This is a genomic window from Kitasatospora sp. CM 4170 (assembly GCF_032110285.1).
Lineage (GTDB): Bacteria > Actinomycetota > Actinomycetes > Streptomycetales > Streptomycetaceae > Kitasatospora > Kitasatospora aburaviensis.
This window is the reverse complement of sequence record NZ_CP134877.1, coordinates 7,203,675-7,228,775: the sequence shown is the minus strand read 5'-3', so window position 1 is coordinate 7,228,775 and position 25,101 is coordinate 7,203,675. Positions and strand designations below refer to the sequence as shown.

19 protein-coding genes are annotated in these 25,101 nt (G+C 74.7%); 13 read left to right on the top strand and 6 right to left on the bottom strand.

The window, feature by feature from the left end; translation table 11 throughout:
- Positions 1 to 390 precede the first annotated feature (390 nt).
- A complete protein-coding gene (locus RMN57_RS30480; RefSeq protein ID WP_313766507.1) occupies positions 391 to 2,505 on the bottom strand; it encodes an EAL domain-containing protein in 2,115 nt (704 codons plus the stop codon).
- Between the two features lie 100 nt (positions 2,506 to 2,605).
- On the bottom strand, positions 2,606 to 3,412 hold the full coding sequence (locus RMN57_RS30475; protein ID WP_313766506.1) for an SAM-dependent methyltransferase: 807 nt from the start codon (positions 3,410 to 3,412) through the stop codon (positions 2,606 to 2,608).
- A 235-nt stretch (positions 3,413 to 3,647) separates the two neighbouring features.
- Between RMN57_RS30475 and RMN57_RS30470 the strand changes: the two genes are divergently transcribed.
- Positions 3,648 to 5,429 carry a glycoside hydrolase family 15 protein gene (locus tag RMN57_RS30470; RefSeq protein ID WP_313766505.1) on the top strand — a complete coding sequence of 594 codons (1,782 nt, stop codon included), beginning with the start codon at positions 3,648 to 3,650 and terminating at the stop codon, positions 5,427 to 5,429.
- 67 nt (positions 5,430 to 5,496) lie between these two features.
- Positions 5,497 to 5,967 (top strand): SRPBCC family protein, encoded by a 471-nt coding sequence (locus RMN57_RS30465; RefSeq protein WP_313766504.1) that lies wholly within the window; start codon positions 5,497 to 5,499, stop codon positions 5,965 to 5,967.
- A gap of 59 nt (positions 5,968 to 6,026) precedes the next feature.
- Here RMN57_RS30465 and RMN57_RS30460 read toward each other — a convergent pair whose 3' ends face one another.
- Positions 6,027 to 6,593: an antibiotic biosynthesis monooxygenase gene (locus RMN57_RS30460; protein ID WP_313766503.1), complete on the bottom strand. Its 567-nt coding sequence runs from the start codon at positions 6,591 to 6,593 to the stop codon at positions 6,027 to 6,029.
- 397 nt (positions 6,594 to 6,990) lie between these two features.
- Here RMN57_RS30460 and RMN57_RS30455 point away from each other — a divergent pair, with 397 nt between their 5' ends.
- The 7 genes from RMN57_RS30455 to RMN57_RS30425 all read left to right on the top strand — a co-directional run bounded on the left by RMN57_RS30455 (position 6,991) and on the right by RMN57_RS30425 (position 16,044).
- Complete coding sequence (locus RMN57_RS30455) at positions 6,991 to 8,223, top strand: aminotransferase class I/II-fold pyridoxal phosphate-dependent enzyme (protein WP_313766502.1); 1,233 nt, start codon at positions 6,991 to 6,993, stop codon at positions 8,221 to 8,223.
- A 137-nt stretch (positions 8,224 to 8,360) separates the two neighbouring features.
- Complete coding sequence (egtA, locus tag RMN57_RS30450) at positions 8,361 to 9,722, top strand: ergothioneine biosynthesis glutamate--cysteine ligase EgtA (protein ID WP_313766501.1); 1,362 nt, start codon at positions 8,361 to 8,363, stop codon at positions 9,720 to 9,722.
- A complete protein-coding gene (gene egtB / locus RMN57_RS30445; protein WP_313766500.1) occupies positions 9,719 to 11,122 on the top strand; it encodes an ergothioneine biosynthesis protein EgtB in 1,404 nt (467 codons plus the stop codon). Before egtA ends, egtB begins: the two co-directional genes overlap by 4 nt.
- Entirely contained in the window at positions 11,122 to 11,859 is a 738-nt protein-coding gene (egtC, locus tag RMN57_RS30440; protein ID WP_313766499.1) for an ergothioneine biosynthesis protein EgtC, read from the top strand. The genes egtB and egtC overlap by 1 nt, the downstream gene beginning before the upstream one ends.
- A gap of 101 nt (positions 11,860 to 11,960) precedes the next feature.
- Entirely contained in the window at positions 11,961 to 12,932 is a 972-nt protein-coding gene (gene egtD, locus RMN57_RS30435) for an L-histidine N(alpha)-methyltransferase (RefSeq protein ID WP_313766498.1), read from the top strand.
- Between the two features lie 118 nt (positions 12,933 to 13,050).
- On the top strand, positions 13,051 to 14,481 hold the full coding sequence (locus tag RMN57_RS30430) for a sugar porter family MFS transporter (RefSeq protein ID WP_313766497.1): 1,431 nt from the start codon (positions 13,051 to 13,053) through the stop codon (positions 14,479 to 14,481).
- Between the two features lie 189 nt (positions 14,482 to 14,670).
- Positions 14,671 to 16,044, top strand: a complete 1,374-nt coding sequence (locus RMN57_RS30425) for a nitric oxide synthase oxygenase (RefSeq protein ID WP_313766496.1) — start codon at positions 14,671 to 14,673, stop codon at positions 16,042 to 16,044.
- A 61-nt stretch (positions 16,045 to 16,105) separates the two neighbouring features.
- Here RMN57_RS30425 and RMN57_RS30420 read toward each other — a convergent pair whose 3' ends face one another.
- Positions 16,106 to 16,768 (bottom strand): TetR/AcrR family transcriptional regulator C-terminal domain-containing protein, encoded by a 663-nt coding sequence (locus RMN57_RS30420; protein WP_313766495.1) that lies wholly within the window; start codon positions 16,766 to 16,768, stop codon positions 16,106 to 16,108.
- Between the two features lie 166 nt (positions 16,769 to 16,934).
- Here RMN57_RS30420 and RMN57_RS30415 point away from each other — a divergent pair, with 166 nt between their 5' ends.
- The 4 genes from RMN57_RS30415 to RMN57_RS30400 all read left to right on the top strand — a co-directional run bounded on the left by RMN57_RS30415 (position 16,935) and on the right by RMN57_RS30400 (position 21,760).
- Entirely contained in the window at positions 16,935 to 18,098 is a 1,164-nt protein-coding gene (locus RMN57_RS30415) for an acyl-CoA dehydrogenase family protein (RefSeq protein WP_313766494.1), read from the top strand.
- A 94-nt stretch (positions 18,099 to 18,192) separates the two neighbouring features.
- Positions 18,193 to 19,383 carry a thiolase family protein gene (locus RMN57_RS30410; RefSeq protein WP_313766493.1) on the top strand — a complete coding sequence of 397 codons (1,191 nt, stop codon included), beginning with the start codon at positions 18,193 to 18,195 and terminating at the stop codon, positions 19,381 to 19,383.
- A 35-nt stretch (positions 19,384 to 19,418) separates the two neighbouring features.
- Positions 19,419 to 20,177, top strand: coding sequence for a 3-oxoacyl-ACP reductase FabG (gene fabG, locus RMN57_RS30405; protein WP_313766492.1), 759 nt, complete (start codon positions 19,419 to 19,421; stop codon positions 20,175 to 20,177).
- Positions 20,178 to 20,398: 221 nt separating this feature from the next.
- Positions 20,399 to 21,760 (top strand): S53 family peptidase, encoded by a 1,362-nt coding sequence (locus RMN57_RS30400; protein ID WP_313766491.1) that lies wholly within the window; start codon positions 20,399 to 20,401, stop codon positions 21,758 to 21,760.
- Positions 21,761 to 21,916: 156 nt separating this feature from the next.
- Here the strand turns inward: RMN57_RS30400 and RMN57_RS30395 are convergent, their stop codons facing one another.
- Both RMN57_RS30395 and RMN57_RS30390 read right to left on the bottom strand, forming a co-directional pair.
- Positions 21,917 to 24,061 (bottom strand): hypothetical protein, encoded by a 2,145-nt coding sequence (locus RMN57_RS30395; protein ID WP_313766490.1) that lies wholly within the window; start codon positions 24,059 to 24,061, stop codon positions 21,917 to 21,919.
- Between the two features lie 335 nt (positions 24,062 to 24,396).
- Positions 24,397 to 24,906, bottom strand: a complete 510-nt coding sequence (locus tag RMN57_RS30390; RefSeq protein ID WP_313766489.1) for a hypothetical protein — start codon at positions 24,904 to 24,906, stop codon at positions 24,397 to 24,399.
- Between the last annotated feature and the right edge of the window lie 195 nt (positions 24,907 to 25,101).

Genomic DNA, 25,101 nt, shown 5'->3' with positions numbered 1-25,101 from the left:
GCCGGGCACGGCGCGGCCCCTGCGGAACGGGGCGGGCCCGGACGCACGACGGATGCGCGGGGCGGGCGGGGCCCCGGAGGGAAGTCCCCGGGGGGACTGCCGAAAAGCTGGAGAGCGACTCTTGCGGCCGAATGGGGTGCGCGCCGCCCGCTCTCGCTCGGGCGCCGGAGCGCCCGGTCTGTCGAACTGGCCAATGTGCCTCCCGCACCGGGGTGCGGGGTGTGCCAGGGCCTCATCGTGCCCAGGTGACCTGTGTCACGTCAAGGGGTTTGCGGGGATTGGTTTCTTATGCCCGATTCGGAATGGATCGGGCGGTTCCGGTCGGGGCGCCGACGGAACGCGGGCCGGCCCCGGCCGCGGCACGGGGCCCGACCCGGGGCGGCGACCCGCTCAGCTCCCGACCGGCCGGCCCTCCGGCTCCTCGGCGATCCGCCGGGCGATCTCCCCCGGCCGCACCGGCCGCCCGAAGTGCCAGCCCTGCGCCCAGTCGCAGCCGATGCCGCGCAGCCGCTCGGCGTCCTTGCGGGTCTCCACGCCCTCGGCCGTGACGGTCAGTCCGAGCGCGTGCGCCATCGACACCAGACCGCTGACGATCCGCCAGCCGGTGGCCTCGTCCTTGGCCGGGTCGTGCAGGTCGCCGACGAACGAGCCGGCGATCTTCAGCCCGGAGACCGGGAGGTCGCGCAGGTAGGCGAGGTTGGACCAGCCGGTGCCGAAGTCGTCCACCGCGAGCGAGACGCCGAGGTCGACCAGGCCGTGCAGGGTGCGCAGCGCCTCGTCCTCGGGCCCGACCACGGTCGACTCGGTGATCTCCAGCTGGAGCAGCGCCGGGTCCAGGCCGGTGGCGTCGAGGATCCGGTCGAGGTCGGTGACGAGCGCGGCGCTGCGGGCCTGGCGGACCGCCAGGTTGACGTTGAGCTGCGGTGCGTCGCCGCCGAACCGCTTCGCCCAGTCGGCCGCCTGACCGCACGCCTGCTCCAGCACCCAGCGGCCGAGCGGCATGATCAGGCCGGTCTCCTCCGCGGTCGTGACGAACTCGTCGGGGCCGAGCACGCCGAGCTGCGGGTGGCGCCAGCGCACCAGCGCCTCCACCGCGGCGAGCCGGCCGTCGGCCAGCGCGTAGAGCGGCTGGTAGTCGATGAAGAACTCGCCGCGGTCGAGCGCGGCGGGCATCCGGACCGAGACCGCGTAGCGGCTGACCGCGCGGGCGTTCTCCTTGGGGTCGAAGAGCGTCCACCGGCCGCGGCCGGCCTCCTTGGCCCGGTACAGCGTCAGGTCGGCGGCGCGGACGGCGGCGCCGGGGGTGGTGGTGGAGACGCGCCGCTCCAGTACGCCCACGCTCGCGCCGACGGCCAGCTTGTGATCACCGATCAGCACCGGTCCGGCCAGCGCCTTCAGCACCGTCTTGGCGGCGGCCACCGCCTCCTGCTCGCCCCGGCAGTTCTCCAGCAGCACCACGAACTCGTCGCCGCCGAGCCGGGCGACCAGGTGGCCGAGCGGGGTGAGGGCGGCCTTGAGCCGGGCGGCGACGGCGGAGAGCAGTTGGTCCCCGGTGTCGTGCCCGAGGCTGTCGTTGACCACCTTGAAGCCGTCGAGGTCCACGTAGCAGAGCCCGAACCGGGCACCCGGGTCCGGCTCCTCGAAGAGCTTCTCCAGCCGCTCGAAGAAGGCGGCCCGGTTGGGCAGGCCGGTCAGCGGGTCGTGGGTGGCCTGGTGGCGCAGCCGCTCCTGGAGGCGGTAGCGGTCGGTGATGTCCTCCAGCATCGCGACCTGGTACTGCGGGCGGCCGTCGTCGTCGCGGATCAGCGAGACCGTCAGGTGGGTCCAGACCACCTCGCCGTCCTGCCGGTAGTACGGCTTGTCGAACTGGAAGTAGTCCCGCTTGCCGCTGATCAGCTCCTCGTACGCCTCCCAGACGCCGGGCGTGTCCTCGGGGTGGACGAGGTCACCGACGCGGCGGCCCTGCATGTCCTCCGGAGCGGCCCCGAACAACTCCTGCAGCGCCTTGTTGACGGCCAGGATGTTGCCCTCGGTGTCGCCGATGCCGATGCCGATCGCGGCGCTCTCGAACAGCGCGCGGAAGCGGGCCTCGGAGGCGCGCAGCGCCCGCTCGGCCTCCTTGCGGGCGACGTCGGCGGCGGTGCGGATCGCCTCCTGCTCACGCAGCGTGCGCTCGCGCAGGGCGGCGGCCCAGCCGGCCGCGAAGGCGCCGCACAGCGCCGGGCCGCGGCCGTCGGAGGCCGGCTGCTCCTGGAGCAGCTCGACGGCCCGGGCCAGCACGACCGGGTCGGTGAAGTGGGCGTCGACCAGCTCGGCGCCGGCCTGCGCGGCCAGGTGCGGCTCGAACGGCTGGTCCTGCTGGGCACGGTGGAGCAGTGCGGCGGTCCGGGAGACCAGCCGGCCGAGCAGGCCGGGGTGGACGGCCGTGCCGTGGTCACCGGAGAGCAGCCGCGCCCAGTCCTCGTGGAACCGTTCGCTGCTGCTCGGCACCGGCGCCTCGCTCACGCTCCCTCCCCGCCGTGCGGAACGGCGGCCGCGCCCCCGGCGCGCCGCCGGGCGGTCCCGCCCCGGCCACCGGCCGGGGGGACCGCCGTCGCGGTCACGCTCACGCGCGGAACCCCACGCCCGCCACCCCGGTCATCCGCTCGGGGTGCTGGCCGACCGCCTCGGGCTGGTCCGGACGCCACTGCGGCAGGTAGACGACCCCGGGCTCGACCAGCTCGAAGCCGGCGAACATCGCGGTGATCTGCTCGACGGTGCGCATGGTCAGCGGGGTGGGCGTCATCCGGTACAGCTTCTGGTGGTCCTCGGCCTGGTCGGGACGGCCCTCCAGGGAGGCGTGCGACAGCACCAGCGCGCTGCCGGGCGGCAGGGCGTCGCGCAGCACCCCGACCAGCTTCCACGGGTCGTCGGCGTCGCCGACGAAGTGCAGGACGGCGACCAGCAGCACGGCCACCGGCTCGCCGGGCGCCAGCAGTGCACGCACCTCGGGGCGCTCCAGCAGGTCGTCGACGTCCCGCAGGTCGGCCTGGACGACGGCGCTCTGCGGGTCGTCCTGCAGCAGCAGCCGGCTGTGCGCGGCGGCGACCGGGTCGCGGTCGACGTAGACCACCTCGGACTCGGGGTGGATCGCCCGGGCGATCTCGTGCACCGCGCCGAAGGTGGGGATGCCGGAACCGATGTCGAGGAAGCGCGTGATGCCCTGCTCCGCGACGAACTGCACCGCGCGGCGCAGGAAGGCGCGGTTGGACCTCATGATCTGGGGCAGCTCCGGCCACAGGGCGATCGCCTTACGGGCCATCTCCCGGTCCACCTCGAAGTTGTGCGAACCACCGAGGTAGTAGTCGTAGACCCGCGCGGCGTTCGGTTTGTCCAGGTCCGTGCCCTCCGGTACCCAGTTCGGTCGCCGCATCCTAGGGACTCCTTCGTTCCGGTTCCGGGAAGCCAGCTGTCTGACGGGACTGCTGCGACTGATGAGACTACAAGCACAAAAGATCCTCCCCTGCACGCTGAACGCGTGCAAGCGGAGTTCCGCCCTCCTACCGGCGGGTTCTCGTGGGGAGCCGCCGGAGCAGCCCCGTTCCGCGGCGCGGCGCGCCGCGGCGTTCGGACTGCCGTTCCGGCGCCCGCGGCCGAGAATGGAGCCGATGGCCGGACGCATCGAGGACTACGCCCTGATCGGCGACCTGCAGACCGCCGCCCTGGTGGGCCGGGACGGCTCGGTCGACTGGCTCTGCCTGCCCCGGTTCGACTCCCCCAGTTGCTTCTCCGGACTGCTCGGCGGCGGTGAACACGGTGCCTGGCGGCTCGCCCCGGTCGGCGCCGCGCAGTGTTCCACCCGCCGCTACCGGGGCGACAGCCTGGTGCTGGAGAGTGAGTGGCGCACCCCCGAGGGCGCCGTCCGGGTCACCGACTTCATGCCCCAGCGCCGCCTGGGCGGCCGGCGCACCCCCCAGCTGATCCGGATCGTCGAGGGGATCGAGGGCAACGTGCCGGTCCGCGGCGAGCTGCGCCTGCGGTTCAACTACGGCCGGATCGAACCGTGGGTCCGCCGCACCGGCCACCACCGGGTCGCCGTCGCGGGGCCGGACTCGGCCTGGCTGCGGGTCCCGCCCGGGGTGCACACCTACGGCCTGGACGGCGTCACCGTCTCCGACTTCACCGCCACCCCCGGCAGCCGCACCGCCTTCGTGCTGACCTGGCAGCCCTCCCACCTGCCCACCAGCCCGCGCACCGACACCGAGGACGCGCTGGCGGCCACCCTCCGCGACTGGCAGCACTGGGCCGGCGGCTGCCGCTACGACGGAGAGTGGCGGGACGCCGTCCTGCGCTCGCTGATCACCCTCAAGGCCCTCGCCTACGAGCCCACCGGCGGGATCGTCGCCGCCGCGACCGCCTCGCTGCCCGAGCGGATCGGCGGGATGCGCAACTGGGACTACCGGTTCTGCTGGCTGCGGGACTCCTCGATGACGCTCTCCGCGCTGCTGCGCGGCGGCTTCCGCGAGGAGGCCGCCGCCTGGCGCCGCTGGCTGCTGCGCGCCATCGCCGGCGAACCCCGCGACCTGCAGGCCGTCTACGGCGTGGCCGGCGAGCGCGTCCTCGGCGAGACCGTGGCCGACTGGCTGCCCGGCTACGAGGGCTCCCGGCCGGTCCGGTTCGGCAACGCCGCCGTCGACCAGCTCCAACTCGACGTCTACGGCGAGGTGGTGGACACCCTGCACCTCGCCCTGCTGGCCGGCCTGCCGATGGAACGGCACGTCTGGACGCTGCTGCGCGCGCTGATGGACTACCTGGAGCAGCACTGGCGCGAGCCGGACGAGGGCCTCTGGGAGGTCCGTGGCGGGCGGCAGCACTTCGTCCACTCCAAGGTGATGTCCTGGGTGGCCGCCGACCGCGCCGTCCGGCTGGCCGAGGCCACCGGACTGCCCGCACCGGTCGACCGCTGGCGGGCCATGCGCGACGCCGTCCACGCGGACGTCTGCGCGAACGGCTACGACCGGCGGCGCGGAGTGTTCGTCCAGCACTACGGCGGCCAGGGGCTGGACGCGGCAACGCTGTTCGTGGTCAAGACCGGCTTCCTGCCGCCGGACGACCCGCGCGTGGTCCGCACCGTGGACGCGATCCGGGAGGGCCTGGACCACGGCGGCCTGACCCACCGCTACCAGGCCCGGCAGCGCACCGACGGCCTGCCCGGCGGCGAAGGGGCCTTCCTGGCCTGCTCGTTCTGGCTCGCCGACGCGCTCGCCGCCACCGGCCGACGGACGGAGGCCCGCGAGCTGTTCGCCCGGGTGGTCGGGCTCGGCAACGACCTCGGCCTGCTCTCCGAGCAGTGGGATCCGCGCGCCCGGCGCCAACTCGGCAACACCCCGCAGGCGTTCACCCACGTCGCGCTGGTCAACACGGCCTTCACTCTGAACGAGTCGGCATAGGGCCTGTCTTGTGGATCGGGCCGGGGCGGTGGCGGCCGCGCCCGCGGACCCGCCCTATAGTGCGGGCGTGGACCCCAACCACTACCGGTTCCGCGGCGCCTGGCGGCTGAGCGCGCCGGCCGCCGCGGTGTACGCGACGCTGGAGGACGTGCGGAACTACCCGCGCTGGTGGCCGGAGATCCGCGCCGTCCGGGAGGACGACCCGGACTCCGGCGCGGTGGTGGTGCGCGGGTACCTGCCGTACCGGCTGGTGATCGGTCTGCGGACGGTCCGGCGCGATCCGGCGGCCGGTGTGCTGGAGGCCGCCATGACCGGCGACCTCACGGGCTGGTCCCGGTGGACGGTCGCCCCGGACGACGGCGGCAGCCTGCTCCGGTTCGAGGAGGACACCCGCCCCGGCAAGCCCCTGCTGCGCCGGCTCGCCCTCCCGCTGCACCCGGTGCTCCGGGCCAACCACGCCGTCATGATGCACCGCGGCCTGCGCGGACTGGCGGCCCACCTCGGCTCCGCCCCGCCACGGCGGGCGGCGCGGGCGTGACGGCCGCCCCCGGTCCACCGTTCCCGGGTCCGCCGCTCCCGGGGGTGCGGCCGCGGCTCTCACCCGGTGAACAGCCAGCGGCGCAGCAGTCGCGTCACCACCGGCAGCGCCGCGTAGGTCATCAGTGCGCTGATCAGCGGCGCGGTCACCAGCGGCCGGACGGCCACCGGCAGGCCCGCGAGGTGCGGGTTGAGCAGCAGGCTCGCGGTGACGGTGAGCGGGGCTATCGCCACCGTCGAGGCGACCGCCATCTTCCAGCGCACCGGCGGCCGCCCCTTGGCGGCGGCCGGGGTGGTGGCGAACCAGCCCTCCATGCCGAGGATCTCGTGCCGGTGCACCTCGTGGTGGTGTCCGTCCGCCTCGGCGAAGCAGGCCGCCCGCGCCGGGGAGTCCTGCCAGGAGCGGAACGCGGCGGTGTCCCGGAAGTGCAGCAGCAGGTGCCAGGGGTCGTCCGGGCCGGCCGGGCGCAGCAGGCCGGTCCCGAGGTTGCCCTCGTGCGCGGCGGCCGCGGCGAGGATGCCCTTCGCCCAGACCTCGAACGCCGCCTCGTACCCGGGCTCCACCCGCCGGGCCACGAACAGCGTGATCTCGTCGCCCTGGTGCCCGTGCTGTCCGTCCGCTGCCATCGTGCGCCCCTCCTCCTGCCGGTGGCCGTGCGGCCCGACGGTGCCCGCCCGGCGTGCGGATGCCGGTCCGGCGTACGGGTGCCGGTCCGGCGTGCCAGGCCCGCAGCGTAGGCGCAACGTGCCGGCCGCTGCCGCACCGGGGTGCCGCTGCCGGCCGGGACGTGACGATCGTCCAGCCGGCCCCGTTCCCGGGCCGGGCCGGTTCGGGTGATCCTCCGAGGCGGCCGGCCGTCACCTGCCGCTACGGCACGGCGGCCCGCTACTGCGGAGGGCCGTTCCCGTCGCCCGGCGGGGGTATCCGGACCGCGGAGCGGGAAGACGGGAGGAGCGACGGCACGGCCCGCCCGGCGGCTCCGGCCGCCGCCGTCGCTCCCCACCCGCTCCCCCTGGAGGCCGTATGACCAGCCAGCCGGACGAGTTCGGCTTCGACCGGCCCTTCGACCGCACCGGGACCGGGAGCAGCAAGTGGGCGCGGGCCGGGAGCGGTTCCCCCGACCCCGCCGGCGTGATCGCGATGGGGCTGGCCGACATGGACCTGCCCGGGCCGCCGGCCGTCGCCCGGGCGCTGGAACGGCGGGCACGGCACCGGGCGTACGGGTACACGGTGTGTGATCCCGCCGACCGGGAGCTGGTGGCCGACTGGTACCGCGCGCGGCACGGGGTGGCGGTGGACCCGGCCTGGGTGTTGCTGCTGCCGTTCGGGCCGCGGACGGCCGTGCGGCTGCTGCTGGAGGCCCTGCGCCCGACCGGGCCGGTGCTGTTCCCGACCCCCGAGTGGGGCGGCTTCGCGCAGCTCTGCCGGGCCGCCGGTCTGCCGTACCGGGAGGTCCCGCTGGAGCAGGACGCCACGGGCCACCGGCTGCCGGTCGCCGCCCTCGTCGAGCACCTGGCCGCCCTGCCGTCCTCCGCAGCGCCCTCCGCAGCCGCCGAACCGCACCGACCCGGCTCCGGCACCCGCGGCACCGTCCTGCTGAGCAGCCCGCACAACCCCTCCGGCCGGGTCTGGACCGCGGCCGAGATCCGCGCGGTGGCGGAGGCCGCGGCGCGGGCCGGTGCCGTGCTCGTCTCGGACGAGGTGCACGGCGACCTCACCCACCCGGGGCACCGCCACCCGGTGGCCGTCGAGGTGGCGGGGCCGTACCGGGAACGGACGGTCACGCTCAACTCGGTCGGCAAGACCTTCAACGCCTCGGGCATCCCCAGCAGCTTCGCCCTGGTGCCGGACGCCGCGCTGCGCGAACGCCTCACCGAGGTGATGGCGGGCTACGGGCTCTGGGAGGGCGGGCTGGTGGAGCAGGAGGTGCAGCGGGCCGCGCTGCGCCACGGCGGCCCGTGGCTGGACGCGCTGCTGGCGCACCTGGCGGCCGCCCGGGACCGGCTGACCGGAGTGCTCGGCGCCGCCGTCCGCTCCGCGCCGCAGGCCTCGTACCTGCTCTGGGTGGACGCCGCCGCGCTGGGCCTGCCACCGGTGGGGGCCCGGGCGGCGCTGCTGGAGCGGTGCGGCCTGGAGGCCTCGGACGGGGCCGACTTCGGGCCCGGCGGCGCGGGCTCGCTGCGGCTCGACTACGCCCTGCCGGAACCGGTCCTGGAGGTGGTCGCGGAGCGGCTGAAACGGCTCCGCGCGGCCTGATTCACCCGGTTGCCACCCCCTCCGAGCTGCGAGGACGCGGTCTTCACGAGATGTTCGCGGGGCGGCCCCGCATGGTCCGTAGCAGACTGGGCAGGGTAGACCGGGCCGCAATCGTGATCCCGAGGATGGTGAGTCCGGTGATACCCGTTCGTCCGACCAGCCCGACCAGCCCGCCGGAACGGCAGAGCGCCGGACCGCCCCCGACCGGGGTGTCCCCGCTCACCGAATCGGCGGCGCGCAGCCACATGGCCGGCGTCTGCTTCAAGATCGGCCCTCCCCGGCTGGTCGGCGTCGAGGTCGAGTGGTTCGTCCACGACGACCGATGTCCCACCGACCCCGTCCTACCGGAGCGGCTGCACGCCGCACTGGACGCACTCCCCCTCGGTGGCCCCGACGGCACGTCGCTCCCCTCCGGAGCCCGCCTCACCCTCGAACCCGGCGGACAGGTCGAGCTCAGCTCCCCGCCCGCCGACGGCCTCGTCGCCTGCGTCGCCGACACCCGGCGCGACCTCGCCGCCCTGCGGGCCGCCTTCGCGGCGCAGGGCCTGCGGCTCACCGGCACCGGGACCGATCCCCTCGCCCGCCCGCGGAACATGGTGCTGGACCACCCGCGCTATCTGGCGATGGAACGTTTCTTCAACTCCGCCGGGCCCTGGGGCCGGATCATGATGACCGGCACCGCCTCCGTCCAGGTCTGCCTGGACGCCGGCGACGCGAGCGGACCGCACTCGGTCGACCGCCGCTGGCGCCTGGCCCACCGGCTCGGGCCGGTGCTGGTCGCCGCCTTCGCCAACTCCCCGCTGCTGGACGGGAAGCCGACCGGACACCGGTCCACCCGGCAGACCGTCTGGTCCCGGATGGACCCCACCCGCACCCTCGCCCCCGAGCCGGACCACGGCGACCCGTGCGAGGCCTGGACCCGGTACGTCCTGGACGCCGAGGTGCTCTGCATCCGCCGCCCCGACGGGCTGCCGTGGACGGCGCCGGCCGGGCTGACCTTCGCCGCCTGGCTGCGCGGCGCCGGCGAGCGCCCGCCCACCCTGGCCGACCTGGACTACCACCGCACCACGCTCTTCCCCCCGGTCCGTCCGCGCGGCCACCTGGAGCTGCGGATGATCGACGCCCAGCCGGGCGACGGCTGGATCGTCCCCGCCGCCCTGGTCGGCGCGCTGCTGGACGACCCGGTCGCCGCCGACGCCGCACTCGCCGCCCTGGAGCCGCTGGAGTGCGCCGACGGCCCGCGCCCGCCGCGCAGCGACGCCTGGCGCCGCGCCGCCACCCTGGCCGTGGCCGACCCCGAGCTGCGCCGCGCCGCCCTCGCCTGCTTCGCCGCCGCCGACGCCGCGCTGGGCCGCCTGCCCGGCGCCGAGCGGCTGCGCACCACCGTCGCGGCCTTCGCCGAGCGCTACCCCGCGCGCGGCCGCTGCCCGGCCGACGACCAGCTGGACGCCCTGCGCTCCGGCACCCGACGCACTCCCCCGGAGGAGGCCGCACCATGATCGACGACGCCCGCCCGGCCGGCGCCCCCGGCGCCGGCACCCCCGCCGCCGCTCGGCCCGCCGCCGGCCCCTTCGAGCCCGGACCGGACACCCCGATCGAGGCCCTGCGCGAGGCGATCGCCGCCGAGCTGCAGGCCGCCCGCGTGCGGACCGCCGCGCTGACCGACTGCGTCGAGGACGTCGACCTCACCGCCCAGCACTCCCCGCTGATGTCGCCGCTGGTCTGGGACCTCGCGCACATCGGCAACCAGGAGGAGCTCTGGCTGCTGCGCAACGTCGGCGGCCGGGACCCGATGCACCCGGAGATCGACCCGCTCTACGACGCCTTCCAGCACCCGCGCGCCGAGCGGCCCACCCTGCCGCTGCTGCCGCCCGGCGAGGCCCGCGCGTACGCGCACGAGGTCCGCGGCCGGGTGCTCGACCTGCTGGACGCCAGCCCGCTGGAGGGCGTGCCGCTGCTGGACTCGGGGTTCGCCTTCGGCATGATCGCCCAGCACGAACAACAGCACGACGAGACCATGCTGATCACCCACCAGCTCCGCAGGGGCGAGCCGGTGCTGTCCGCTCCCCCGCCGCCGCCCGCCCCGGCGGACGCCGCCGCACTGCCCGCCGACGTGCTGATCCCCGCCGGACCGTTCACCATGGGCACCGACACCGAGCCCTGGGCGCTGGACAACGAGCGCCCCGCACACCGGGTCGAGCTGCCCGCGTACCGGCTGGACACCACGCCCGTCACCAACGGCGCCTACCTGCGGTTCATCGCCGACGGCGGCTACGACGACCCGCGCTGGTGGGCCCCCGCCGGCTGGGAGCACCGGCAGCAGGCCGGACTGACCGCCCCGCTGTTCTGGCGCCGCGACGGCGGCCAGTGGCTGCGCCGCCGGTTCGGCGTCCTGGAGCCCGTCCCGCTCGACGAACCGGTGCTGCACGTGGGCTGGTACGAGGCCGACGCGTACGCGCGGTGGGCCGGGCGGCGGCTGCCGACCGAGGCGGAGTGGGAGAAGGCCGCCCGGCACGACCCGGCCACCGGCCGCTCCCGCCGCTACCCCTGGGGCGACGCGGCGCCCGCCCCCGCCCACGCCAACCTGGGCCAGCGGCACCTGCGCCCGGCCCCGGCAGGCAGCTACCCGGAAGGTGAATCCCCCTACGGAGTCCGGCAGTTGATCGGCGACGTGTGGGAGTGGACGGCCAGCGACTTCCGGTCCTACCCGGGCTTCTCGGCCTGGCCGTACAAGGAGTACTCGGAGGTCTTCTTCGGGCCGGAGTACAAGGTGCTGCGCGGCGGCTGCTTCGCCGTCGCCCCGGTCGCCTGCCGCGGCACGTTCCGCAACTGGGACTACCCGATCCGGCGTCAGATCTTCGCCGGGTTCCGCACCGCCGCCGACGTGGAGGCCGGCTGATGTGCCGCCACCTGGCCTACCTGGGCACGCCGGTGGCGCCCCGGGAGCTGCTGGTGGAGCCGCCGTTCGGGCTCCACCGGCAGTCCTGGGCGCCCCGCATCCAGCAGTACGGCACGGTCAACGCGGACGGCTTCGGCCTCGGCTGGTACGCGGACGGGGACGAGATCCCGGCCCGGTACCGGCGGGCCGGTCCGATCTGGGCGGACGCCGCCTTCGCCGACCTCGCCCGGGTGATCCGCACCCGGGCGCTGGTGGCGGCCGTCCGCTCCGCCACCGAGGGCTGCGCGGCGGGCGAGGAGGCCGCCGCGCCCTTCGCCGCCGGGCGGTGGCTGTTCAGCCACAACGGCGCGGTGGCCGGCTGGCCGGGCAAGCTGGACGCCCTGGCCGCCCTGCTGCCGCCGGCCGAGCTGCTGGAGCTGGTGGCGCGCACCGACTCGGCGCTGCTCTGGGCCCTGGTGCTGCACCGGCTGCGGGCCGGCGACGGCCTGGGCGACGCGCTGGCCGGCACCGTGGCGGACGTGGCCGCGCACACCACCGGCCGGCTCAACCTGCTGCTCACCGACGGCCGCGCGATCGCCGCGACCGCCTGGGGCGACACCCTGCACCACCGGAGCCTGCCCGGGCTCGGCGTGGTGGTCGCCTCCGAGCCCTTCGACGACCACCCGGACTGGACGGCCGTCCCGGACGGCTCGCTGCTGCTGGCCGGCCCGGAGGGCGTCACGGTCCAACCGCTCTGACCCGGGGAAGACGCCCGGAACCGAGCCCGCGCCGCCGACCGCCCGGTACCGGCCGCCCTCACCCCTCTCCTTCACCTTTTGAACAGAGGATCCATCGCCCCATGAGCACCTTCGACGTCACCCGCCTGCTGCCCGCCGACCACTTCAGCACCGCCCTGCGGCACGACGTGCAGCTCGGTCTGACCTCCGAACCCAAGTGGCTGCCGCCGAAGTGGTTCTACGACGCCCGCGGCAGCGAGCTGTTCGAGGAGATCACCCGGCTCCCGGAGTACTACCCGACCCGCGCCGAGCGGGCCATCCTGACCGCGCGGGCCGGCGAGATCGCCGCCGTCACCGGGGCCCGCACCCTGGTGGAGCTGGGCTCCGGCTCCTCGGAGAAGACCCGGCTGCTGCTGGACGCGCTGCGCGAGCACGGCACCCTGGACACCTACGTCCCGGTCGACGTCAGCGAGAGCGCGCTGACCGCCGCCGGGGAGGCGCTCGCCGACGAGTACCCCGGGCTGACGGTGCACGGCGTGCTGGCCGACTTCACCGCCCGGCTCGGCCTGCCCCCGGGCGGCGGCCCGCGGCTGGTCGCCTTCCTCGGCGGCACCCTCGGCAACCTGCTCCCGGCCGAGCGCGCGGCCTTCCTGCGCGGCCTGCGCGCCGCCCTGGACCCGGGCGACTTCCTGCTGCTCGGCACCGACCTGGTCAAGGACCCGCGGGTGCTGGTCGCCGCCTACGACGACGCCGCCGGGGTCACCGCCGAGTTCAACAAGAACGTGCTCGACGTGCTCAACCGGGAGCTCGGCGCCGACTTCGACCCGGCCGCGTTCGAGCACGTGGCGCTCTGGGACCAGGAGCAGGAGTGGATCGAGATGCGGCTGCGCTCGCTGCGCTCCCAGACCGTGAAGATCCCGGCGCTGGACCTGCCGGTCCACTTCGACCGGGGCGAGGAGCTGCGCACCGAGGTCTCGGCCAAGTTCCGCCGGGAGCGGGTCGCCGAGGAGCTGGCCGCGGCCGGCATGCGGCTCGGCCACTGGTGGACGGACGACGAGGGCCAGTTCGGGCTCTCCCTGGCCGAGCCGATTTGATTTTTCACCTTACTAATGGGCAAAGGGACTTGAAGGGCATCCCGCGTACAACACTTGAACATTGACGGGTTACGATCGCGACGACCGAGCTCAGCGTCGAGTACCAGGAGTCAAGATCGTGAGCGTCACCCAGCAGCCCGCGGAGCCGGCGGCGGCGGAGGCCGGGCCCTCCGGCCGCCTCGGCTTCGTCGTCTTCATCACCGCCGCCGCGGCCCTCGGCGGCTTCCTGTTCGGCTACGACAGCTCCGTGATCAACGGCGCCGTCTCCGGCATCCAGGACAGGTTCGGCGTCGGCGACGGCGTGACCGGGCTGATCGTCTCCTCGGCGCTGCTGGGTTCGGCCGTCGGCGCCGCGCTGGCCGGCCGGTTCGCCGACCGCTACGGCCGGATCAAGGTGATGAAGGCGGGCGCGCTGCTGTTCGCGGTCAGCGCCGTCGGCTCGATGCTGCCGTTCTCCGCCTGGGACCTCGCCTTCTGGCGGGTCCTCGGCGGTGCGGCGATCGGCATCGCCTCGGTGATCGCCCCGACCTACATCGCCGAGGTGGCGCCGACCCGCTACCGCGGCCGGCTGGCCTCCTTCCAGCAGGCGGCGATCGTCCTCGGCATCGCCATCTCCCAGCTGGTCAACTGGGTGCTCGCGGACGCCGCCGGCGGCGACACCCGCGGCCGGCTGCTCGGCCTGGAGGCCTGGCAGTGGATGCTGGGCATCTGCGTCGTACCGGCCGCGGTCTACTTCGTGCTCTCCTCGACGATCCCCGAGTCACCGCGCTACCTGATCTCGGCCGGCCGACTGGACGAGGCCCGCACCGTGCTCGCCGAGGTCGAGGGCAAGGACGCCGACACCGACGCCCGGATCGCGGAGATCCAGGGCCTGATCGCCTCCGACCACCGCCCGCGCTTCCGCGACCTGCTCGGCGGCCGGTTCGGCCTGCTGCCCGTCGTCTGGGTCGGCATCGGCCTGTCGGTCTTCCAGCAGCTGGTCGGCATCAACGTGATCTTCTACTACTCGTCGATCCTCTGGCAGTCGGTCGGCATCGACCAGAGCAACTCGCTGCTGATCAGCTTCATCGGCTCGGTCATCAACATCCTCGGCACCGTGGTCGCGATCCTGCTGGTGGACCGGATCGGCCGCAAGCCGCTCGCCCTGATCGGCTCGGCCGGTATGGCCGTCGCGCTGGCCGCCTGCGGCTGGGCGTTCTCCTCGGCCACCGGCAGCGGTGACAACGTCACGCTGCCCGACCTCCAGGGAACGGTGGCGCTGGTCGCGGCCAACGCCTTCGTGCTGTTCTTCGCGATGTCGTGGGGCGTGGTGGTCTGGGTGATGCTCGGCGAGATGTTCCCCAACCGCATCCGCGCCGCCGCGCTCTCCGTCGCCGCCTCGGCGCAGTGGATCGCCAACTGGGCGATCACCGTCTCGTTCCCCTCGCTCTCGCGCTGGAACCTCTCGGCGACCTACCTGGCGTACGCGGGCTTCGCCGCACTGTCGATCCTCTTCGTGGCGCGGTACATGAAGGAGACCAAGGGCGTCCGCCTGGAGGACATGGGCTGAGCCGCCGGCCGACGCCCCACGACGCCGACCCGGTCCGACCCGGCCACCCCGACCAGAGGCCGTCGCCGGTCCGACAGTCGGACCACCGGCCCCCGCACCCTAGCGCCCCCGGCGCCGGTGCGGGGGCCGAATCGTTCACTCCCTGCGGCGGGCCGCGCACCTCCGGTACTCATGACCGGCAGGAGGGATGTGTCCTTGATCTTCAACCGGCTTCGCACCCGCGGCACCCACAGCAGCCGCCGGCCCGCTTCGGCGCCCGCCGCAGCCCCGGCGTCGGCACCCGCCGTCGGCTGCCCGTACGCCCACGCGCACCCCGCCACCGACGCCACCGGGCCGGCCCGGGCGGGCGCTCCCCGGCCCGACGCCCGGCCCGGGCCGACGGCCGGGCCGACACCCGGTCCGCGACCCGGTCCGCTGCCCGCGGTCCGGCAGCCGACCGGCCACGGCACCGGGCGGCTCACCCCCCACCCGGCCGAGCCGTTCACCGACCCCGGGGAGGCCGCCGCCTTCGTCCGCCAGTTCCACCACGAGCAGCCCGCCGCCGGCGACCCGGCCGAGCGGCTGCGCGCGGTGCTCGACGAGATCGACCGCACCGGCACCTACGAGCACACGCCGGCCGAGCTGGCCTACGGCGCCAAGCTGGCCTGGCGCAACGCCGCCCGCTGCATCGGCCGGCTGTACTGGCGCAGCCTGGTGGTGCGCGACCTGCGGCACCTGGGCTCGGCCGACGACATCGCCGCCGAGTGCTTCGAGCACCTGCGCACCGCGACCAATGGCGGGCGGATCCGCCCGGTGGTCTCGGTGTTCGCCCCCGACCGGCCCGGCCGCCCGGCCGCCCGGATCCTCAACCAGCAACTGGTGCGCTACGCCGGCCACCCGGCCGCGGACGGCGGCTGGACCGGCGATCCGGCCGGCGCGCGGCTCGCCGCCCGGGCGCGCGACCTCGGGTGGAAGTGCGGCGAGGAGCGGTTCGAGGTGCTGCCGCTGCTGGTCCAGGAGCGGCCCGGCGAGCGCCCGGAGTGGTACGGGCTGCCGGAGGACACCACCCTGGAGGTCGAGCTCACCCACCCCGACCACGACTGGTTCGCCGAGCTGGGGCTGCGCTGGTACGCGGTGCCCGCGATCAGCGACATGACGCTGGAGATCGGCGGCGTCCGCTACCCCACCGCGCCGTTCAACGGCTGGTACATGGGCACCGAGATCGGCGCGCGCAACCTCGCCGACGCCGACCGGTACGACATGCTGGCGACCGTGGCCGGGCGGCTCGGCCTGGACACCTCCAGCGATCGCACGCTCTGGCGGGACCGGGCGCTGGTGGAGCTCAACGTGGCGGTGCTGCACTCGTTCCAGGAGGCCGGGGTGACCATCGCCGACCACCACACCGAGTCGGTGCGGTTCCTCAAGCACGTCGCCCAGGAGCAGCGGCTCGGCCGGCCCACCCCGGCCGACTGGAGCTGGATCGTGCCGCCGGTCTCGGGCGGACTCACACCCGTCTACCACCGGTACTACGACCCGGTGGACCCCGCACTGCGGCCCGCGTTCACGGCCCGCGAGCCCTGGTGACCGCGGCCGCCCGGGCCGCAGTAGCCCTCGCCGGCCCGACGTCGGCCCGGTCGTCCTCGCCCTACCGGTCTCCCCCGGCCCGCCGGGCGCCCTCGGCGGTGCGCTCGAACCGCAGCGCCAGCCCGTCGAGGAGCGCCTCCAGCCCGGTCTCGAAGGCGCCCTCGTCGATCGCCCCCCGGTGCTCGGCGAGCCGGTGGGCCTCGCCGAGGTGGGGGTAGTCGGCCGCGTCGTACAGCCCGGCGTCCTCCGGGAAGCCCGCCGCGAACGAGGCCAGCGCCGAGCCGGTGACGAAGTACCGCATCAGCGCACCGATCCGGGTGGCCTGCCCCCGCGGCCAGCCGGACTCGACCAGGCAACCGAAGACCGCGTCGGCCAGCCGCAGCGCGTTCGGCCGGCGTCCGGGGCCCTGGGCCAGCACCGGGACGACGTTCGGGTGGGCGGCGAGCGCCGCGCGGTAGGAGCGGGCCCAGGCCCGCAGCGCCTCCGGCCAGGGGGCCCCCGGGGTGAACATCGAGAGGTCGACCTCGCCCATCACGCTGTCCACCACCGCGTCCAGCAGCTCGTCCTTGGTCCCGAAGTGGTTGTAGAGGGACGGCCCGCTGACGGACAGCTCGGTGGCCAGGCGCCGGGTGGAGAGTGCGTCCAGCCCCTCGGCGTCGACGAGCCGGAGCGCGGCCGTGATGATGCGTTCACGGCTGAGCAGCGGGGTGCGCGGGCGGGCCATCGGCGCGGTTCCTCCGGTCGGGTGGGGTCGGGGCGGCTTCCCGCGTGTCTGCCCGCGGGTCGCCTGGGGGTGGGGATCGATTCTGGCAGGCGGCCCTTCCCAGCGGAGCCCCGTCGGGGCTACAGTCCCCCCATAAAACTTGCAGCGCTAGTTTAACGGGGTCTCGATGAACCTGGAGCTGTCCGAGGAACAGACCGCCGTCCGCGACCTGGCGGCCTCCTTCACCGACCGCGAGATCGCCCCGCACGCCGCCGCCTGGGACCGCGCCGAGTCCGTCGACCGCGCGATCATCGGCAGACTCGGCAAGCTGGGCTTCCTCGGCCTCACCCTGCCCGAGGAGTACGGCGGCAGCGGCGGGGACCACCTCGCCTACTGCCTGGTCCTGGAGGAGCTGGGACGCGGCGACTCCGCCGTCCGCGGCATCGTCTCGGTCTCGCTCGGGCTGGTCGGCAAGTCGATCAACGGCTACGGGACCGAGGAGCAGAAGCGCGAGTGGCTGCCCCGGCTCACCTCCGGCGAGGCGCTCGGCTGCTTCGCGCTCACCGAGCCCGGCACCGGCTCGGACGCCGCCAACCTCACCACCCGGGCGGTCCGCGACGGCGGGGACTGGCTGATCAGCGGCAGCAAGATGTTCATCACCAACGGCACCTGGGCCGACGTCGCCCTGGTGTTCGCCCGCACCGGGGGCAGCGACCCCGAGCAGCAGGGCCACCGCGGGGTGACCGCCTTCCTCGTCCCCACCGGCCTGCCCGGCTTCACCCGCACCGAGATCCACGGCAAGCTCGGCCTGCGCGGCCAGGCCACCGCCGAACTCGCCTTCGACGACGTCCGGGTGCCCGACTCCGCCCGGCTCGGTGAGGTCGGCAAGGGCTTCACGGTCGCCATGGCCGCGCTCGCCAAGGGACGGATGTCGGTCGCCGCCGGCTGCGTCGGCATCGCCCGGGCCTGCCTGGACGCGGCCGTCCGGTACGCGGGCGAGCGCGAGCAGTTCGGCAAGCCGATCGCCTCGCACCAGCTGGTGCAGGAGCTGCTCGCCGACATCGCGGTGGACGTCGAGGCCTCCCGGCTGCTCACCTGGAAGGTCGCCGACCACATCGACCGCGGACTGCCGTTCGCCACCGAGTCCTCCGTGGCCAAGCTCTACGCGAGCGAGGCCGCCGTCCGGGCCGCCAACAACGCGCTCCAGGTGTTCGGCGGCTACGGCTTCATCGACGAGTACCCCGTCGGCAAGTACCTGCGCGACGCGCGGGTGATGACGCTCTACGAGGGCACCAGTCAGATCCACAAACTGCTCGTCGGGCGCTCGCTCACCGGTGTCAACGCCTTCTAGCCGGTCCCCCCGCTCCCGACCACCGAGCAACACCGAGCCCCACCGATCTTCCCCTGTTCCGCCGTTCCGCTGTTCTGATAAGGAGCCCGACGACGTGCGTCCCGTCTACTTCGCCGCAGCCCGCCGCACACCCATCGGCCGGCTGCGCGGAGCGCTCGCCACGGTCCGCCCGGACGACCTCTCGGCCACCGTGCTGCGCGCCCTGCTCGCCGACGTTCCCGCCCTCGACCCGGCCCGGATCGACGACGTCTACTGGGGCGCCGCCAACCAGGCCGGCGAGGACAACCGCAACGCCGCCCGGATGGCGGTGCTGCTGGCCGGCCTGCCCGACACCGTCCCCGGCGCCACGGTCAACCGGCTCTGCGCCTCCGGCCTGGAGGCCGTCACCCTGGCCGCCCGGGCGATCGGCTCGGGCGAGGCCGACGTGGTGCTGGCCGGCGGCTGCGAGTCGATGACCCGCGCGCCGTTCGTCCTCCCCCGCCCCGACGAGGCGCTGCCGCACCGGATCGAGACCTTCGACACCCGGCTCGGCTGGCGCCTCACCAACCCCCGGATGGCCGACCTGCACGGGGTGCTCTCCATGGGCGAGACCGCCGAGGAGGTCGCCTCCCGGTACGGGATCACCCGCGAGCGGCAGGACGCCTTCGCCCTCCGCAGCCACCAGCGGGCCGCCGAGGCCCGAAAGAACGGCCACTTCGACACCGAGCTGGTGCCGGTCGAGCGGCCGGACGGCGTGACGGTCGCCCAGGACGAGAGCATCCGCGAGGACACCAGCCTGGAGAAGCTCGCGAAGCTCAAGCCCGCCTTCCGCCCCGGCGGCACGGTGACCGCCGGCAACGCCTCGCCGATGAACGACGGCGCGGCCGGCCTGGTCCTGGTCAGCGAGGAGGCGCTGGGCGACCTCGGCCTCCAGCCGCTCGGCCGGTACGTCGCCGGGGCCTCGGCCGGCGTGCACCCGGACGTGATGGGCATCGGCCCGGTGCCGGCCACCCGGAAGGCCCTCACCCGGGTCGGCTGGTCGCTCGACGACCTCGGGGAGGCCGAGCTCAACGAGGCCTTCGCCGCCCAGGTGCTGGCCTCCGTGGACCAGCTGGGCATCGATCCGGAGCTGGTCAACCCGACCGGCGGCGCGATCGCCCTCGGCCACCCGCTGGGCGGCTCCGGCGCCCGCATCCTCACCACCCTGCTGCACCGGATGCGCCGCAGCGGCGCCCGGCGCGGGCTGGCCACCATGTGCGTGGGCGTCGGTCAGGGCACCGCCGTCCTCGTCGAGAACGTCAACTGAGCAGCACTGAGCATCGTCCGGAGGGAGAGTCCGTCGTGACTCGTTTCGCAGGCAAGGTCGCCGTCGTCACCGGTGCGGCCCAGGGCATCGGCGCGGCCACCGCGCGGCTGCTGGCGGAGGAGGGCGCGGCCGTGGCCGTCGTCGACCTCACCGCCGAGCGCGCCGCCGGGACGGTCGAGGAGATCACCGCCAAGGGCGGCACCGCGCGCGCGTACGGCTGCGACGTGGCCGACTACGACGCGGTGGAGGCCGTCTTCGCCGAGGTCGTGAACGACCTCGGCGCGGTGCACATCCTGGTGAACAACGCCGGGATCACCCGGGACAACCTGTTCTTCAAGATGGCCAAGTCCGACTGGGACACGGTGCTGACGGTCAATCTGACCAGCGCCTACAACTGCAGCCACGTCGCCCAGAAGTACATGGTGGCGCAGAAGTACGGCAAGATCGTCTCGCTCAGCTCGCGCTCCGCGCTCGGCAACCGGGGCCAGGCCAACTACGCCGCCGCCAAGGCCGGCATCCAGGGCCTCACCGCCACGCTGGCGATCGAGCTGGGCCCGTTCAACATCAACGTCAACGCCGTCGCCCCCGGCTACATCGCCACCGCGATGACGGCCGCCACCGCCGAGCGGGTCGGCGCCACGGCCGAGGACCACCAGGCGGAGGTCGCCGCCCGGACCCCGCTGCGGCGGGTCGGCCGCCCGGAGGAGATCGCCTCGGTGGTCGTCTTCCTGGCGAGCGAGGACGCCTCGTACGTCAGCGGCCAGACGCTGTACGTCAACGGTGGGGCGCGCTGAGCCGGACCGGCGGGGCGTAGCGGCCCTTCGGCTGACGATTCGTCATACTGTCGGCCCAGGTGGATACTTACCTTCACCTGGGCCGGCCTTTACCTTTTCCGGTGGCCAGGCGTGACCATGCCGCAGGTACCAAATGACTATGGCATGATCATGCGGCTCTCGATGGGATGGCCGGAGCCACCCGACCGGACCAGGTCGGGCCCCGTATCCCAAGGAGTCCCATGGGCAGCCCCGCCACCCTCCGCCGCTCCCTGGCCCTGCTCGCCGCGGGGGCCACCGCCCTGACCGCCGGCACCGTCGCGGTACCGGCCGCGTCCACCGCGGCGTCCGTGTCCCTCTCCGGCGTCCACGTCCGCCCCGCCTCGGCCGGGCACCACAGCGCCGTCGGGCGGACGGCACCCCTCTCCACCTCGGAGTGCGTCAGCCAGATCGGCATCCACTGCTACTCCCCGCTCCAGTACCGGACCGCCTACAACCTCGACCCGCTGTACCGGGAGGGCATCACCGGCAAGGGCCGGACCATCGTCATCGTCGACTCCTTCGGCTCGCCGACCATCCAGCACGACCTGGAGGTCTTCGACAAGCAGTGGGGCCTCCCCGACACCAAGGTCGAGGTGGTCAAGTGGGGCGACGTCCCGGAGTTCGACCCGAAGAACCCCGACCACACCGGCTGGGCCGGCGAGACCACCCTCGACGTCGAGTACGCCCACGCCATCGCGCCCGACGCGCACATCATCGTGGTGGCGACCGGTGTCGCCGAGACCGAGGGGACGACCGGCCTGCCCGAGATGATGGACGCCGAGAAGGCCCTGATCAAGGCCGGCCGGGCCGACGTCATCTCGCAGAGCTTCGGCGCCACCGAGAACACCTTCCCCGGCTTCGACAAGGGCGACTTCAAGTCCCTGACCGACCTGCGCTACGCGTTCAAGGAGGCCGCCGCCCACGACGTCACCGTGCTCGCCGCCTCCGGGGACAACGGCGCCACCGACGCACAGGAGAACGGCGAGGACCTCTACCCGCACCGGGTCAACTCCTGGCCCTCCGCCGACCCGCTGGTCACCTCCATCGGCGGCACCCAGCTCACCCTGGACGACGCCGGCAAGCACACCGCACCCGACAAGGTCTGGCACGACAAGTACGGCGCGGGCGGCGGCGGGGTCTCCGGCGTCTTCGAGCGCCCGTGGTACCAGGCCGGCGTCGCCGGCGTCACCGGCAACCACCGCGGCACGCCCGACATCAGCATGAGCGCGGCCGTGGACGGCGGGGCCTGGACGTACGAGTCCTACGACCCGACCTCGGTCGGCTGGCACCTCACCGGCGGAACCAGCGAGGCGACCCCGGTCTTCTCCGGCGTCGTCGCCCTCGCCGACCAGCTCGCCGGCCACCGGCTCGGCCAGATCAACTGGCGCCTGTACGGCCTCAGCCTGCTGCCGCCGAAGTGGAGCGGCCTGGTCGACGTGACGGAGGGCGACAACTCCTGGGACAAGGTGACGGGCTACCAGGCCGCCAAGGGCTACGACCTGGCGAGCGGCCTCGGCACCATCGACGGCGCGAAGTTCGTCCACGCGCTCGCCGGTCGCTGACCGGCCCCGGGCGGGCGGGACGCCCTCGGGGAACGCCCGTCCGGGAACGCTCGCGCGCGGGAAGTCGGCCTGGCCGACTTTCCGCGCGCAGCTCTGTCCGGCGGCGCCGTCCGGGCCCGGGTCACTCTGCCCCTGCCCCGCGGGTGAGGACGGGCCCTAAGCGCCCTGGGCCGCGAGGTTGGCCAGGTGGCGTTCGGCGGCGCGCAGCTTCCGGTTGTCGGTGCCGGGGAGGTGGGCCCGGAGCTCGATGATCTCGGGTGCGATGCGGATCGCCTCCGCGCGGTCCGGGATCGCCCGCCAGCAGGCCTCCGCGTTGGTGGCCGCGCGCTGGGTCTCCGGGTGCTCCGGCCCCTGCGAGCGCAGCAGCGTCAGCGCCACCTCGCGGTAGATGTCGGCCGCCTCCGCCGTCCGCCCGGCCAGCCGGCACACGTGGGCCCGGACCTGGCGCACCTGGAGCACGGGCTCGGAGACGGTGCCGTGCTCGGCGATGGCCTCCAGTTCGAGGGCGAACGCGAGGTCGGTCGCGGCGGCGTGGTCCCCGGCGTCGGCACTGCGGACGATCCGGCCGATCACCTCGGGGTAGTCGGCCCGGGGCCGCCGGGACGCGTCGGCCCCGGCCGGGGGTGCCTCGGCGGGGGCGACATCGGCAGGAGCGGCGCCGACGGGCGCCGGGGCCGCTGCGTTCTCACCGGCAGAGCCCTCCTCGGCGGGGACCGCCTCCGTGGCGGCCTCCGCTGCGGGAGTCTCCGAAACGGGCGCCTCATCGTCGCGACCGGCATCCTTCGGCACCGCGTCGGCCGGGACCGCGTCCTGCGGAACGGCGTCCTTCGGCACCGCGTCGGCCGGCACCGCATCCGCGGGGGCCGCGTCCTGTGGAACGGCGTCCGCCGGAGCGGGCTTGCCGAGCCGGATGCCGTCCGTCAGCGTGGGCCGCCAGGCGTACGGCTTGACCAGGTCGACGGGCTGGGCCGGCGGCGGGGGCGTGGCCGGGACCGCCGCCTTCAGCAGGTCCACCGGCCCCTCGGGCACCACCGGCGCCGGAGCCGGGGCCGCCACGGGAGCCGGCACCGGGGCGGGCGCGGTGGGCGGCACCGGCGGAGCCGCCGGAACGGGCGCGGCACCTCCCGTCACCCCGGCGGCCGCCGGCTTGTCCAGGGTGACGGCAGGCCGGTCCGCGGGCACGCCGTCGCGCGGCACGGCGTCCCGCGGTGCGGCGTCCCGCGCGGCGGGCGGCCGGGGCAGCACCGCGGCCGGGCGCGGCCCCTCGTACGGGACGGGGTCGAGCTGCGAACCGTCCGTCCGGCGGGCCGTGTTGCGGAAGAAGGGCCGGTTCGGCGCGTGCGTGGCCAGGATGACGACGTCCGGCCGGAGCACCGAGTAGACCTGGTGGCGCAACTGCTCGGGGGCGAGCACGGCCTCCGCGCCCGGTCGGCCGCCGTGCAGGGCCTCGATCAGTGCCCGGGTGAACGTGCCGATCTGCTCCGGGTCGGGGCTGACCACCGCCCAGAGCGGGAGGCCGTCGGCGAGCGGCGAGATGGTGCCCTGGAGGAACGGCAGGGCGTTCTGATCGGCGCTCAGGTCCGCGATGACCAGCGTCTGCCACTCGGCGGGCCGGTGGCGCAGCTCGCCGGCGATGGACTGCCAGGCCAGGCCGTCCTGACGGACGCTGCCGGGCTTGGAGTCGCGCAGGGTGAGGTGGAGTTGGCCGCCGCGCTTGTCGGCGAGCAGGTGTCCGCCGAGGTGGACCAGCAGCGGTCCGGGGTGCCGGGCCGCGGCGCGCAGGTGGGCGAGCACGGTGTGCGGGTCGCTGGCGCCGGGGAGGTGGACGGCGTCGACCGCGTCGGCGGCGAGCAGGACCTGCGGCGAGACGGCGGCCAGCATCGCGGAGAGCACGGGCGCCTGGGTCGGCCCGCCGCGCCCCCAGGTGCGGCGGCCGGAGGTGCCGTAGCCGCCCTCGACGACCAGGATCCGCCCGCGCGGTGCGGTGCCGAGGCCGCCCGGGCCGGCGCCCGGGGCCGCGCTGATGCCGTGCGCGGGCGTGGCGCCGGGCACGGTGAACGGCGGTGGTGTCGCGGACGGCGGAAGGTCCACCGCGGGCATCCCGGTGACGGTCCATCCGGTCGGCGGCATCGGCGGAGCTGCGGGCGGCACCGCGGGCGGCGGGGTCGGCGGGTCGTACAGGGCGGCCGGGCCGGGCAGGTGCTCGTCGTAGGGGTTGCGCGGCCCGGGCGGTACGGCGTCGCGCGGCACGGCGTCCGCCACGGGATCGGGGCCGCCGGGGACAGCCGTCGTCTCCGCCATCTCTGGTCACCGCCCCGCCCCGCCGCCCTGCGGCGTCTGCTGCCCTTGCCTCGTGGTGACGGACCACCACAACCCGTGGGCGCCACCCTACGAGATCACGCCCCGCCCGAGCCAGGCCGGGTCGGCCCCGGAGCCCCGCCCGCGTCGGGGCCGGGCCGGTCGACGGGCCCCGCGCTTCGCCGGGCCGCAGGTGCCGCTGCCGCACGGGAAGTCGGCCGGTCCGACTTCCCGTGCGGCGGGCGGGGGCATCCGGCTCCGTGACCAGGAGCCCGGTCGACCGCTGCCCGCCCCCAGGCCGCCGATCCGCACTCCTGAGCCGCCGGCTCACCCGTCCCTCACTCGAACCAGAGCGCGACGGCTTCCATGCTCAAGGCACGGCCCTCGGTGCCCAGCCGAATCGTGGAACCCCACGCCTCGTCCATCCAGCCGATGTTCTGCACGTGAGCCACGCCGTGGATCATTTCGTACTTCGTACTGATCTCCAGCGCCTCGATCGGCCGGTTCTGTCCCGTGGTCCCCACAGTGACGGAGTGCGTTGCACCGACGCCGTCGTTGCAGACCTGTCCCTGCCACCCGTAGTTACGCAGATGGGCATTGACGCAGTACCGACCGACGCCCCCCAGCGAGATCTGAAGTGCCTCGATCGACCTGTTCTGTCCCACCGTGCCGACGTAGTAGTCCGGACCGCAGAACCAATCGCCCCAACCGAGGCCGGACACATGGGCCCGGTAGCAAGCCGTACCCTGGCCCGCCGTACCCTCGCCGGCGGCACTGGCCGGCGGGCTCACGACGAGGGCCATGGCCGATGCAGCACAGAACACCATGAACGAACGGACGATCCGCATCACAGGAACTCCCAGTCAACAGTCGAGTTGGCACGACGGCGACGGCGACGGTGCGACCAACCTGACCCCGGCGCCGTGAGCGCCTTGCGAGGTTCCGTCGCCGGCCTCACCGAAACCTAGGCCTGCACGGCACCCGGTGGTCGACCTGGTGTGCAGGGCTTGTCAGCAATCCGTGCAATCAGGCTCTGAGGGTCT